At 65.3% G+C, this 12,111-nt stretch carries 11 protein-coding genes; 2 read left to right on the top strand and 9 right to left on the bottom strand.

Annotation, left to right across the window (positions count from 1 at the left end; all coding sequences use genetic code 11):
• Positions 1–200 precede the first annotated feature (200 nt).
• Positions 201–527 carry a hypothetical protein gene (locus tag ACQR1H_RS24675; RefSeq protein ID WP_315803487.1) on the bottom strand — a complete coding sequence of 109 codons (327 nt, stop codon included), beginning with the start codon at positions 525–527 and terminating at the stop codon, positions 201–203.
• Positions 528–917: 390 nt separating this feature from the next.
• Positions 918–1,847: a hydrogen peroxide-inducible genes activator gene (locus ACQR1H_RS24670; RefSeq protein WP_315803486.1), complete on the bottom strand. Its 930-nt coding sequence runs from the start codon at positions 1,845–1,847 to the stop codon at positions 918–920.
• 228 nt (positions 1,848–2,075) lie between these two features.
• Here ACQR1H_RS24670 and katG point away from each other — a divergent pair, with 228 nt between their 5' ends.
• Complete coding sequence (gene katG / locus ACQR1H_RS24665; RefSeq protein WP_315803485.1) at positions 2,076–4,253, top strand: catalase/peroxidase HPI; 2,178 nt, start codon at positions 2,076–2,078, stop codon at positions 4,251–4,253.
• 100 nt (positions 4,254–4,353) lie between these two features.
• Here katG and ACQR1H_RS24660 read toward each other — a convergent pair whose 3' ends face one another.
• The gene (locus ACQR1H_RS24660) at positions 4,354–5,169 is read right to left on the bottom strand and encodes a lytic murein transglycosylase (RefSeq protein WP_315803484.1); all 816 of its coding nucleotides are present in this window, start codon (positions 5,167–5,169) and stop codon (positions 4,354–4,356) included.
• Positions 5,170–5,760: 591 nt separating this feature from the next.
• Between ACQR1H_RS24660 and ACQR1H_RS24655 the strand changes: the two genes are divergently transcribed.
• Positions 5,761–6,348, top strand: coding sequence for a PepSY domain-containing protein (locus ACQR1H_RS24655; RefSeq protein WP_315803483.1), 588 nt, complete (start codon positions 5,761–5,763; stop codon positions 6,346–6,348).
• Between the two features lie 9 nt (positions 6,349–6,357).
• Here the strand turns inward: ACQR1H_RS24655 and ACQR1H_RS24650 are convergent, their stop codons facing one another.
• The 6 genes from ACQR1H_RS24650 to fba all read right to left on the bottom strand — a co-directional run bounded on the left by ACQR1H_RS24650 (position 6,358) and on the right by fba (position 12,098).
• On the bottom strand, positions 6,358–7,050 hold the full coding sequence (locus ACQR1H_RS24650; protein WP_315803482.1) for a TetR/AcrR family transcriptional regulator: 693 nt from the start codon (positions 7,048–7,050) through the stop codon (positions 6,358–6,360).
• 148 nt (positions 7,051–7,198) lie between these two features.
• Positions 7,199–7,921, bottom strand: coding sequence for an HAD-IA family hydrolase (locus ACQR1H_RS24645; RefSeq protein ID WP_315803481.1), 723 nt, complete (start codon positions 7,919–7,921; stop codon positions 7,199–7,201).
• Positions 7,918–8,862, bottom strand: a complete 945-nt coding sequence (gene cbbX, locus ACQR1H_RS24640; RefSeq protein ID WP_315803503.1) for a CbbX protein — start codon at positions 8,860–8,862, stop codon at positions 7,918–7,920. The genes ACQR1H_RS24645 and cbbX overlap by 4 nt, the downstream gene beginning before the upstream one ends.
• Before the next feature lie 162 nt (positions 8,863–9,024).
• Positions 9,025–9,444: a ribulose bisphosphate carboxylase small subunit gene (locus tag ACQR1H_RS24635; RefSeq protein WP_316183328.1), complete on the bottom strand. Its 420-nt coding sequence runs from the start codon at positions 9,442–9,444 to the stop codon at positions 9,025–9,027.
• Positions 9,445–9,519: 75 nt separating this feature from the next.
• A complete protein-coding gene (locus ACQR1H_RS24630) occupies positions 9,520–10,980 on the bottom strand; it encodes a form I ribulose bisphosphate carboxylase large subunit (protein ID WP_434908324.1) in 1,461 nt (486 codons plus the stop codon).
• Positions 10,981–11,015: 35 nt separating this feature from the next.
• The gene (gene fba, locus ACQR1H_RS24625; protein WP_315803478.1) at positions 11,016–12,098 is read right to left on the bottom strand and encodes a class II fructose-bisphosphate aldolase; all 1,083 of its coding nucleotides are present in this window, start codon (positions 12,096–12,098) and stop codon (positions 11,016–11,018) included.
• Positions 12,099–12,111 lie beyond the last annotated feature (13 nt).

Below are 12,111 nucleotides of genomic sequence, written 5' to 3'. Positions count from 1 at the left end.
TCAGCGTCGAGAGGCCAGGACCACACGACTTCGCCGTCCGTGCCAACCGCGCTCGTCTGGCGCAGCCGTCACGTCCATCGCAGCCCACCTCAACGTATCGTGACGACGCGTACGTCCCTCTGCTCGAGGCGGGGTACGCACAGATAAGCACAATTTCTGAAATTACGTAATAGAATTATTATTACCGGAAGATCAAGCGATCAGCGCGGGCAACGGGACGAGGCCGACCGGTCGGTCAGGATGTCGCGCGCGGCCACCGCGATCCGCCGACACAAGGACAGCGCCGTCTCCTTGTCCTTGACATGGAATATCCCGTCGCTGATCAAGCGGTCGTCGAGCCAGGCGCGAAACGCCTGTTCGCTGTCCGGCGTGAACGTCCCCTCCTCGTAGATAAAGCCGCTCAGCGGGCCTTCAATCACGTAATCGGTGTCGGCGGCATATTGAGAGGGACGCGCACATTGCGCCCAGATGCGGCCGTCAGTGTCGACAAAGGCCAGGACGCCATCATCACGCTCGTCAATTTTCACCCGACCTCCTCGCCACATCCCCGAACGAGCTCTCTCCTTGCGAGCGCAGCGAAGCAAGCCAGAACCATCGCGGGACTCTGGGTTGCCTCGTCGCGTCGCTCCCCGCAATGACGGAGGCCCTCATGTCGAAGCGGCTCAGGCATGGACCGTTCTCCAGGTGCGCAGCCTCGATCAGCAAGCGGCGCGAGCGGCGAGCCAACCGACCGAGATCACGATCCTGCGGCATCGCCACCCCGCGTGCGCGTCGGACGTTCGACCGCTCGCGAAGATCGATACAAGACTTATGCCATGGAAAACCGGACGTGACGGGCTACGACGACGGATCGTTCCTACACGGCGCGGGCGGGACGCAGCAGGGATGGCGTCAGCCGGCGTCGTCACGCGCGGCGCTCAGCCGCGCCGCTTGCGGCCCTGCGCTGCCGCGGCCTGCTTGCGCAGACCCTCGGCCGCGCTGCCGACGATCTCGGAAATCTGCATCAGTTGCTTGGCGAGCGGGCTGGTCTTGCGCCAGACCATGCCGACCGTGCGCTGCGGCTGCGGATCGGCGAAGCGCGCCAGCGACACCGACGCCGAGCGCGTCTCGACGCCGACCGCCATCTCCGGAATCAACGTCACGCCCATGCCGGCGCCGACCATCTGCACCAGGGTCGACAGCGAGGAGGCATCGAGCATCTCGCGCGGCGCCTGCATGTTGCAGAACGACAGCGCCTGGTCGCGGAAGCAGTGCCCCTCCTCCAGCAACAGCAGCCGCATCTCGCGCAGCATCTCGCTGCTCGGCACGTCAGCGCCTTCATATTCCGGCGGCCGCACCAGCAGGAAGTTCTCCGCGAACAGCGCGACCTCGGTCAGCGAAGGCTCCGAGACCGGCAGCGCGACGATCGCCGCATCGAGGCGGCCCTCGACCAGTTCCTCGATCAGGGTCGGCGTCTTGGACTCGCGGACGTGGATGTCGATCTCGGGATGCTTGCGCGTCAAGTTCCCGATCACCTTGGGCAACAGATAAGGCGCGACAGTCGGGATCATGCCGAGCCGCAGCCGGCCGGTGAGCTTGTCGCGCGAGGCGCGGGCGAAGTCGCCGAGCTCGTCGACCGAGCGCAGGATCTCGCGGACGCGTTCGGCGAGCTGCTCGCCGAACCGGGTCAGCACGACCTGGCGGGCGTTGCGCTCCAGCAGCACGCCGCCGAGCGCCTCCTCCATCTCCTTGATCTGCATCGACAGCGCCGGCTGCGAGATCGCACAGGCCTCGGCGGCGCGGCCGAAATGCCCCAGACGCGCCAGCGCGTCGAAATAGCGAAGCTGCCGCATCGTCAGATGTATCATCAGATTATCTTATCGCTCATCGACGCGAAGTCAATTTTCCCTGACCACAATCCTGGGGTGCGCCGCCAAGGTCCGGCGTCGCTCTGCGTCTGGACGGCGTCACACCGCGTTCATCAGATAATCTTATCGTTAGGATCATCAATCTCAATTTCCCCTGATCGAAATAGCCGCGTAGGGTCCCGGCTCCCACCCCAGGGGGAACCATGACGATCACGTCAGGAGGCAAACATGGATGACGTCAGCAAGTGCCCGTTTTCGGGCGGCTTGAAGGGATTTTCGAACAAGGATTGGTGGCCGAACCAGCTCAACCTCTCCGTCCTCCACCAGCATTCGAACCTGTCCGATCCGCTCGGTGAGGCGTTCGATTATTCCAAGGAATTCAAGAGCCTCGATCTCGACGCGCTGGTCAAGGACCTGCATGCGCTGATGACCGATTCGCAGGATTGGTGGCCGGCCGATTTCGGTCACTACGGTCCGCTCTTCATCCGCATGGCCTGGCATGCCGCCGGCACCTATCGCATCGGCGATGGCCGCGGCGGCGCCGGCACCGGTCAGCAGCGCTTTGCGCCGCTCAACAGCTGGCCCGACAACGCCAACCTCGACAAGGCCCGCCGCCTGCTGTGGCCGATCAAGCAGAAGTACGGCCAGAAGATCTCCTGGGCCGACCTGTTCGTGCTGACCGGCAACGTCGCGCTGGAATCGATGGGCTTCAAGACCTTCGGCTTCGGCGGCGGCCGCGCCGACACCTGGGAGCCCGAGCAGGACATCTATTGGGGTCCCGAAGGCAAGTGGCTCGCCGACGAGCGCTACAGCGGCGACCGTCAGCTCGCAGGCTCGCTCGCTGCCGTGCAGATGGGCCTCATCTACGTCAACCCGGAAGGCCCGAACGGCAACCCCGACCCGCTGGCGGCCGCGCGCGACATCCGCGAGACCTTCGCCCGCATGGCGATGAACGACGAAGAGACGGTGGCGCTGATCGCCGGCGGTCATACCTTCGGCAAGACCCACGGCGCGGGTGACGCGTCGCTGGTCGGGGCGGAGCCTGAGGGCGCCGACATCGCGCAGCAGGGTCTCGGCTGGGCCAGCAAATACGGCTCGGGCAAGGGCGGCGACACCATCACCTCCGGCCTCGAGGTGATCTGGACGACGACGCCGACCAAGTGGAGCAACAACTTCTTCTGGAATCTGTTCGGCTATGAATGGGAGCTGACCAAGAGCCCGGCCGGCGCGCACCAGTGGAAGCCGAAGCACGGCGCCGGCGCCAACACGGTGCCGGACGCACACGACAAGTCCAAGCGCCACGCGCCGTCGATGCTGACCACCGACCTCGCGCTGCGCTTCGATCCGGACTACGAGAAGATCTCGCGCCGCTTCATGGAGAATCCGGATCAGTTCGCCGACGCCTTCGCCCGCGCCTGGTTCAAGCTGACCCATCGCGACATGGGCCCGAAGGTGCGCTACCTCGGCCCGCTGGTGCCGAAGGAAGACCTGATCTGGCAGGATCCGGTGCCGGCCGTCGATCATCCGCTCGTGGATGACAAGGACGTCGCGTCGCTGAAGGCAAAGATCCTCGCCTCGGGCCTGTCGGTCTCTCAGCTGGTCTCGACCGCCTGGGCTTCGGCCTCGACCTTCCGCGGCTCGGACAAGCGCGGCGGCGCCAATGGCGCGCGCATTCGTCTGGCCCCGCAGAAGGACTGGGCGGTCAACAACCCGGCCGAGCTTGCCAAGGTGCTCTCGACGCTCGAGGGCATCCAGAAGGAGTTCAACGCGCAGGCCGGCGGCAAGAAGGTGTCGCTCGCCGACCTGATCGTGCTGGCCGGCAATGCCGGTGTCGAAGCGGCCGCCAAGAAGGCCGGCGTCGAGGTGACGGTGCCGTTCGCGCCGGGCCGCACCGACGCCTCGCAGGAGCAGACCGACGTCGAATCGTTTGCGGTGCTCGAACCGACCCATGACGGCTTCCGCAACTATCTCAGCGGCAAGCAGTGGCTGTCCGGCGAGGAGCTGCTGGTCGACAAGGCGCAACTGCTCACCCTGACCGCACCGGAGATGACCGTGCTGGTCGGCGGCCTGCGCGTGCTCGGCGCCAATGCCAACGGCTCCAAGCATGGCGTGTTCACCGCGCAGACCGAGACGCTCTCCAACGACTTCTTCGCCAACCTGCTCGACATGAGCGTGGCCTGGCGTCCGGTCGATCAGGGCGAGCACACCTTCGAGGGCCGCGACCGCAAGACCGGCGCGATCAAGTGGACGGCCACCCGCGCCGACCTCATCTTCGGCTCGCACTCGCAACTGCGCGCGCTGGCCGAGGTCTATGCGAGCTCGGATGCCAAGCAGAAGTTCGTCAAGGACTTCGTCGCCGCCTGGACCAAGGTGATGAACCTCGACCGGTTCGAGCTGAAGGCCTGAGGCGAGACGCCGACTGACTGCTCTTGCAGAGAAGCGGCGCTTCAGCGATGAAGCGCCGCTTTTTTCATTGGACAGGACAGGCTTATCAGTCGCGGGCCTGTCAGCGCGCCGCGGCCGAGCCGCCGCCGTCGATCTGGCGGCCCATCAGCGCGATCGCCTTCTGATAGACGCCGGCGGCGTTCCAGGCCTCGATGGCTGCGAAGTTCGGCTCGCCCGGCTGATATCCGGCGCCCGCCTTCCAGCCATTGGCACGCAGGAAGTTCGCCGTCGAGGCGAGCGCATTGGCGGCGACGTCGAGATTGCCGACGCCATAGGCCAGGATGTTCTTCGGCATGAACTGGGTCTGCCCGACCTCGCCATGCATCGAGCCGCGGGTGTTGCCAGACAGCACGCCGCGGTCGACCAGCTTGAGCGCGGCATAGAGCTGGTCGGTGAAGAACTCCGGACGGCGGCAGTCATAGGCGAGCGTCGCGATCGAGGACAGCATGTGCTGATTGCCGCGCTGGCTGCCAAACGCGCTCTCCATGCCCCAGATCGCGATCAGCGGTCCGGGCGGCACGCCGTAGCGCTGCTCGATCGAGGCGAACATCGCCGCCTGCGACTGCTTGAGCTGGCGCCCGCGCGCGACGATCGCAGCAGCGCCGCGCTTGACGAGGAACTGATCGAGCGACAGCGAGAAGCTGCGCTGGCCACGATCGGCCGCGATCGTCGCCGAGGCGTAGTTGGTCTGCATCAGCGCGGATATCGCGGTGCCGCCGACGCCCTTCGCCCTCGCCTCCTCGCTGAATTCGCGCTTCCACGCCTCGAACCCCGCCGGCGACGAGCCGCACTGCGCCGCCTGCGCAACGCCGCCGCAGGCAGCGAGCAGCGTCGCGGCGGTGAACGTGAAGGTGATCATGGCCCGGCGTTTGCTCATTCAGACTCCTCTGGTCGCGTCCGCCGATGCGGCTCGCACCATTATCCTGCGGGACATCGGACGCCGCTGGCGGCGGTCATATCGGCTGCCCCGGTTTGCAACGGCGACAACCTATCGGAAATGGAAGAAAATCATAGCCGGGCGGGAATTAGCCGCAGATGAACGGGCGTCGACCATCGCCTGTGTGCGCACCAGCACCGCTGGCGGAACCGATCGCCATGCGGGTTCCAACGATCACCTTCTGAAATCGCGATGCCGGCTGCGGCCGCATCGGAGTTCGGCCCGCCCGGCATTATTATACGGTTTCGTTTAGCGAGAGCGGCGTGAGACGCGCGGGCGCGTTCGCGCATGGACGGGTGCGTCACCAACGTCGAGATCGTCGGCCTCGACGACGATCTCCGCTCCGTTCGTCCGCGGCCTTGAGAGCCGCGCAGGAATGGGTTCCTTCTGGATCCAGACACCTCCCGGGGGAGCCAACCTTGACAGGTCCTCCGGCCATCATTATAAAACGATACAGTTTCGTTTTATCGCAACCGTTTCCCAAGGGAATGCTCTACAAGCACCGACCGAGATCGGAGACAGCAGGCCGTCATGAAACGAATCATTCTTTTGAGCGTGATCCTGCTGTCGTGGACTCCCCTGGCGCACGCCGTCGGCGGGACCGGCAGCGGCATGCAGACCGAGAGGGATCCACAAGTCTCCACCGATCCGGCTCTGAGTCAGGAGACGATCGATCGCGAGCTCGACAAGTTCCGGCGGACGGAGGTGTCACTGCACCAGGCGCTGCGGATCGCCGAGAGGATTCATCCGGGCTCCAAGACCGCGGACATCAGCTTCGAAGGTGGGCTCGACGCCCCCGTCTACAAGGTCCGAACCCTGCAGAGCGGACGGATCTGGGAATCCGACATCGACGGCACCACGGCAAAGGTGCGCAACAGCGTGCTGTTCTCCACCGTGGATGGACTGAGCGAAAGCGACCGTAACAGCCTGGCTGCCCTCACCACGGTCCGGCTCAAGATGTCGGATGCGATTCGGATCGCCGAGCGCTCGGCGGCCGGCCGGGCGATCAGTGGCGGCCTGATGAACAAGGACGGCAAGCTCGCCTTCGTCGTGGTCGTCGTCAGCGGCAACGATCTCAAGCAGGTGACGCTCGAACCGTCATCGCTGCGGCGACGCTGATCGCGCCGCTCACGCCTTCGGCTGCAGCGTCAGGAACGTCTTGACCCGGTCACGGACGAAGCCGGGCAGCTCCCTGCGGATCGTCCTTTCGCTCTCGCCCATGAGCGAGCGCATGATCACCGGCATGACGATCAGATCGATGAAGATCTCGGCAGAGGCGGCCGACGCCTTCGACGGCGTCCGGCGGGCGGTCGTGGCCGAGGCGCCGATCGTCTCGCCGAGCAGCACCGCCACGGCATGGGCGGCCCGTTTGCGTGAGACGTCATGAAACTGACAACTGAGATCGGGAAACCGGTAAGCCTCCCCGATCGTGACCCGTAACAATCCCAGCGAGTCCTTCAGCGCGCGATCGACGATGGCGATGGCAAGTCCGACCAGTTTCTCCTGTGCGGTGCCGGCCACCGGCGTGTAGGATCCCAGATTCATCACGTCGTTGATGGAGCGCGCGACGACGGCGGCAAACAATGCGGCCTTGCCGGTGTATCGGGCATAAATCGTCGGCTTGCTGGCGGGAGCACGTTCAGCGATCTCGTCGATGCTGGCACCGTCGAAGCCACGCTCGAGAAACACCGCGCGCGCAGCGTCCAGAATACGCTCCTCGATGTTTCCAGCGAGCGCCTTCGGCGGCCGTCCCACCCGCCCGCGAAACGCTTCCGTGCGGGCAACGTCCGTACGTTTCAATTTGGCCTGCGTGCGGGCCATACTCAACGACCTCGACTCGACATGAAGACATGTCGTCAAGGGATTACACGTTCTTGTCGAGACGGCAATAGAACGACCACGCCACGCGGCTATGCGCATGGTGGCGTACATAATCGGCAACGTATCACCACAAACACCTCAAAATACCTCAGGCAACAAACTCCCCGAGGTCATCGAGCACGGCGAGCGCACCGTCGAACGTGTCGTCATGAAAGTAGAGGCTGCGCGTGATCAGCACGGGAACGCCGGCGCGGGTCGCAGCCATCAACCCGTTACCGGAGTCCTCGATCGCGATGCAACTGGCCGCGGGTAGATCGAGCTGCGACAAGACCTCCAGGTAGACATCCGGTGCGGGCTTCTTGCGCGCGACATCGTCGGCCGCCACGACGGCGGCAAATCCTGCCTCCCAATCGGCGCCCAGCACGGGCGCCAACAGGGCATCGATATTGCCGCGCGTGGTCGTCGTCGCGATCGCGAGCCGCTGCCCGCGGGCCGAGGCAGCCTCCAGCAAGGCTTGAACGCCCGGGCGCAACGGGCAGCCCTTGTCGGCCATCAGCGCGGCAAACCGCTCCGTCTTGATGCGATGAAGCCGGGCAACGACGGCGTCGCTGAGCGGCGGACCCGTGCGCCGCATCTGGTCGAACGCACGGACGCGCTCCTTGCCACCGGTGACACGCAGCAGCTCCTTGTAGATGCGGCGGCCCCAGTGCCAGTCGATGCCCACCGCGACGAACGCCTCATTGAAGGCCTCGCGATGGATCTCCTCGGTCTCGGCCATCGTGCCGTCGACGTCGAAGATCAGTGCGCCGGCGTCGGCGATGCGGCGCCGGAGGTCGTCGAGCGGCGCGTTCCTCACCAGAGCCAGACTCATGATTGCGCCTCCACCCTGCCGTCTCCCGCGTCGGCCCCCTTGGCGAACACGCGGCTTGCCAGCACGTCGCTGGCTTCGATCGACATCACGTCATCGGACGTCAGCACGCGGTCGAGCCGCGACACCAGCCGGTTGGCCTGGCGCAGGCGGATCCGATCCAGCGCGTTGCGGATCGAGCGCGCGTTGGAGAACAAGGGCTGGGTGCGCCGGACGGCGATGTACTTCTCGAAGGCGGCGCGGGCCTCCGGCGTGAAGCGGTAGTTCTGCCCCTCCAGCATCATCTCGGAGATCGTCAGCAGCTCGGCTTCCGAATAGTCGGGGAAGTCGATGTGGTGGGCGATGCGCGAGCGGAAGCCGGGATTGCTCTGGAAGAACTTCTCCATCCGGTCGGCATAGCCGGCAAGAATGACCACGAGGTCCTCGCGCTGCGACTCCATGATCTGCAGCAGGATCTCGATCGACTCCTGGCCGTAGTCGCGCTCGTTCTCGGGACGGTAGAGATAATAGGCCTCGTCGATGAAGAGGACCCCCCCCATCGCCTTCTTCAGCACCTCCTTGGTCTTCGGCGCGGTGTGGCCGATATATTGGCCGACGAGATCGTCGCGGGTCACGCTGATGACGTGGCCGCGGCGGACGAAGCCCAGCCGATGCAGGATGCCGGCCATGCGCAGCGCGACCGTGGTCTTGCCGGTGCCGGGATTGCCGGTGAACGACATGTGCAAGGTCGGAAACGTCGTCGCCAGCCCCATCTTGCGGCGGATCCGCTCCATCATCAGCAGCGAGGCGATTTCGCGGATTCGCGTCTTGACCGGGGTGAGCCCGACCAGCTCGCGGTCGAGCTGCTCCAGCACGGGTGCGATGTCGACGCTCTCGAACTCGCGGCGCAGGTCGACGGTGTCGACCGGCGTGGCCTTGTCGGCATCCGCCTGCGTGGCCTGCATCATGGGCTGGTGCTCCGCTTGGCCGAAGTTCGCACACGCTGGCGGCAGATCCTCCCGCGAACTCCGGCAAGCAGGGGACGCCGTCGAATCGGACTTGATCAATGCGGCAGAGCCGGCGCTGAAGTCCCCTCCCCGACGGGATGGGACTTCAGCGCCGTGTTCTTATGAGTAGCGTTCGCCTTCAGGGCGCTCGGCCGCATAGGACCGCGTCGAGTAACGCAGATTGCGTCCGACGGTTTCCTGGCGGTCGAGCCGGAAGCCCGGCTCGTTCTGCGGCCGGTTGACGATGAAGGACAGCCGGATCGACTCCCAGCCATGGCTGGAGTCGAAGGCCGAGATGCGGATGTAGCGGTCGCCATAGATCTTCCGGCATTCGGACAGCTCGCGCATGATGCCGGCGGCGTCGCGCAGGTCGAACATCGGCAGGCCCCACATCTCCCAATAGGTGTTGCGGGGATGCGGATCGTCGGTGAACTCGATGTTCACGGCCCAATTCTTCTCGAGGCAGTACTGGATCTGGGCCGTGATCTGCTCGTCGGTCAGGTCGGGCAGGAAAGAAAAGCAACCCTGGGTCACGCGCATGTTGAAATCTCCTGATGTTGTGCTGCCGGGCGAGCCGGTGTCCGGCCCGCAGCACGGCGACGCATCGAACGTGGTTCAAGCGGCGGGGGTCACGGTCGGCACGAAGTCCGGCGAGTCCGTCGATTTGTAGTTGAAGGTGACGTCCTTCCAGATCTCCAGCGCCTCGCGCAGCGGCGTGCAGGTCTGTGCCGCCTTGGCCAGGATCTCAGGACCTTCATGCACGTAGTCGCGGCCCTCATTGCGGGCCAGGATCATCGCCTCCAGCGCGACGCGGTTGGCAGTCGCACCGGCGGCGATGCCGCGGGGATGGCCGATGGTGCCGCCGCCGAACTGCAGCACGACGTCCTCGCCGAGCAGGTCGAGCAACTGGTGCATCTGGCCGGCATGGATGCCGCCGGAGGCCACGGGCATCAGCTTGTTCAGGCTCGCCCAGTTCTGGTCGAAGAACACGCCATGCTCCAGCCGCATCGGGTTGAAGTCCTCGCGGCAGATGTCGTAGTAGCCGCGGGTCGTGTTGGGATCGCCTTCGAGCTTGCCGACCACGGTGCCGGCATGGATGTGGTCCACGCCCGCGAGCCGCATCCACTTGGCGATGACGCGAAACGAGACGCCGTGCGAGCGCTGCCGCGTGTAGGTCGAGTGTCCGGCGCGATGCAGATGCAGGATCATGTCGTTCCGGCGCGCCCACTTCGCCATCGACTGGATCGCGGTGTAGCCGATCACGAGGTCGATCATGATGATCGTCGAGCCGAGCTCCTTGGCGAACTCGGCACGCTCATACATGTCCTCCATCGTCGCCGCTGTCACGTTGAGGTAGGTGCCCTTGATCTCGCCGGTCGCCGCCTGCGCCTTGTTGACCGCCTCCATGCAATACAGGAAGCGCTCGCGCCAATGCATGAAGGGCTGCGAGTTGATGTTCTCGTCGTCCTTGGTGAAGTCGAGTCCGCCCTTCAGCGCCTCGTAGACCACGCGACCGTAGTTGCGGCCGGACAGGCCGAGCTTCGGCTTGACGGTGGCGCCGAGCAAGGGACGGCCGAACTTGTCGAGCCGCTCGCGCTCGACGACGATGCCGGTCGCCGGCCCCTGGAACGTCTTCACATAGGCCACCGGCAGCCGCATGTCTTCGAGCCGCAGCGCCTTCAGCGGCTTGAAGCCGAACACGTTGCCGATGATCGAGGCCGTCAGGTTGGCGATCGAGCCCGGCTCGAACAGGTCGAGATCATAGGCGATGTAGGCGAAATAGCTGCCCGGCGAGCCCGGCACCGGCTCGACCCGGTAGCACTTGGCGCGATACTTCTCGGCGGCGGTCAGGCGGTCGGTCCACACCACGGTCCAGGTCGCGGTCGAGGATTCACCGGCGACGGCAGCGCACGCCTCGACCGGGTCGACGCCATCCTGCGGCGTGACGCGGAACAGCGCGATGACATCGGTGTCCTTGGGCTGGTAGGACGGCTCCCAGTAGCCCATCTTCTTGTATTCCATCACGCCGGACTTGTAGCGATCCTTGCCGCGGACGGTGATCGATTGGTCGTTCATGTGTTCCTCCTGAATGTTCATTATCGCCGTTGATGTCAGGCAGCTTCAGTCATTCCCCCAATTCGCGGATCGAGCGCGCCGGAGCGGTAGCGCTTGGCCATCTCCGACAGCGGCAGCACCTTGATCTTCGAGGCGTTGCCGGCGGCGCCGAACTGCTCGAACCGCTCGCGGCAGAGATCACGCATCGAGTCCATCGCCGGCTTCAGGAACTTGCGCGGATCAAACTCGACCTTCGACGACGCGCCGACCTTGCGGAAGATCGCGGTCATCGCCAGCCGGCAGTCGGTGTCGATGTTGACCTTGCGGACGCCGTGGCGGATGCCACGCACGATCTCCTCGACCGGCACGCCCCAGGTCTGCGGCATCTCGCCGCCGAACTGGTTGAACATGTCCTGCAGGCTCTGCGGCACCGAGGACGAGCCGTGCATGACGAGATGCGTGTTCGGCAGCCGGCGATGGATCTCCTCGATGACGTTCATGGCGAGGATCTCGCCATCCGGCTTGCGCGAGAACTTGTAGGCGCCATGCGAGGTGCCCATCGCGATCGCCAGCGCATCGACCTTGGTGGCGCGGACGAAATCGACCGCCTGGTCGGGATCGGTCAGCAGTTGGTCGCGGCTGACCTTGCCCTCGAGGCCGTGGCCGTCCTCCTGCTCGCCGCCGCCATGCTCGAGCGAGCCCAGCACGCCGAGCTCACCCTCGACCGAGGCACCGACCCAATGCGCCATGTCGGTGACGCGGCGGGTGATGTCGACGTTGTAGTCGTAGTCGGCGGCCGTCTTGGCATCGGCCTTGAGCGAGCCGTCCATCATCACGGACGTGAATCCGTATTTGATCGCGGTGGCGCAGGTCGCCTCGTCGTTGCCGTGGTCCTGATGCAGGCAGAGCGGGATCTGCGGATACATCTCCTCCAGCGCGTCGATCATCTTCGACAGCATGATGTCGCCGGCATAGGTGCGCGCGCCGCGCGAGGCCTGGATGATCACGGGGGCATCGACCGCCGCGGCCGCCTCCATGATCGCGAGCCCCTGCTCCATGTTGTTGATGTTGAACGCCGGCACGCCGTAGCCGCGCTCGGCCGCATGGTCCAGCAATTGTCTGAGCGTGATCCGCGCCATGTTGGTCTCCGTC

Source organism: Bradyrhizobium sp. HKCCYLRH2015 (assembly GCF_051168215.1).
In the GTDB taxonomy this organism is placed as follows: domain Bacteria; phylum Pseudomonadota; class Alphaproteobacteria; order Rhizobiales; family Xanthobacteraceae; genus Bradyrhizobium.
This window is presented reverse-complemented; position numbering and strand designations above follow the sequence as displayed.

Excerpts from the sequence above, each read along its gene's own strand:
- ACQR1H_RS24670 (WP_315803486.1), bottom strand. The coding sequence starts at position 1,847 with ATGATACATCTGACGATGCGGCAGCTTCGCTATTTCGACGCGCTGGCG.
- katG (WP_315803485.1), top strand. The coding sequence starts at position 2,076 with ATGGATGACGTCAGCAAGTGCCCGTTTTCGGGCGGCTTGAAGGGATTT.
- ACQR1H_RS24660 (WP_315803484.1), bottom strand. The coding sequence starts at position 5,169 with ATGAGCAAACGCCGGGCCATGATCACCTTCACGTTCACCGCCGCGACG.
- ACQR1H_RS24655 (WP_315803483.1), top strand. The coding sequence starts at position 5,761 with ATGAAACGAATCATTCTTTTGAGCGTGATCCTGCTGTCGTGGACTCCC.
- ACQR1H_RS24650 (WP_315803482.1), bottom strand. The coding sequence starts at position 7,050 with ATGGCCCGCACGCAGGCCAAATTGAAACGTACGGACGTTGCCCGCACG.
- ACQR1H_RS24645 (WP_315803481.1), bottom strand. The coding sequence starts at position 7,921 with ATGAGTCTGGCTCTGGTGAGGAACGCGCCGCTCGACGACCTCCGGCGC.
- cbbX (WP_315803503.1), bottom strand. The coding sequence starts at position 8,862 with ATGCAGGCCACGCAGGCGGATGCCGACAAGGCCACGCCGGTCGACACC.
- ACQR1H_RS24635 (WP_316183328.1), bottom strand. The coding sequence starts at position 9,444 with ATGCGCGTGACCCAGGGTTGCTTTTCTTTCCTGCCCGACCTGACCGAC.
- ACQR1H_RS24630 (WP_434908324.1), bottom strand. The coding sequence starts at position 10,980 with ATGAACGACCAATCGATCACCGTCCGCGGCAAGGATCGCTACAAGTCC.
- fba (WP_315803478.1), bottom strand. The coding sequence starts at position 12,098 with ATGGCGCGGATCACGCTCAGACAATTGCTGGACCATGCGGCCGAGCGC.